1 pseudogene is annotated in these 221 nt (G+C 67.4%); it reads left to right on the forward strand.

What is annotated here, in order from left to right:
* A pseudogene (locus AMS67_RS17555) lies at positions 1–217 on the forward strand (O-antigen ligase family protein); the annotation flags it as partial.
* Positions 218–221 lie beyond the last annotated feature (4 nt).

Raw genomic sequence — 221 nt, forward strand, 5'->3', positions numbered from 1 at the left:
CCTGTCCATCGCCTGGTCGCACTACCGCGTCGAGCGCGTGCTCGGCGTGCTTGCCCAGTTGGCCACCACGCTCCTCGCCGGGGCGATCGCCTTCGTGCTCTCCTGCCACGACGTGCTGCGCACGCTCGGCACGGCACTGCGCTATCTGTTGCGGCTGTCGCTCGTCTTCGAGCTCTTCGTCTCGGTCATCGTGCGCGTGCCGTGGCTGCTGAAGTGACTTC

This window comes from Leucobacter japonicus (assembly GCF_001273855.1).
GTDB classification, from domain to species: Bacteria; Actinomycetota; Actinomycetes; order Actinomycetales; family Microbacteriaceae; genus Leucobacter; species Leucobacter japonicus.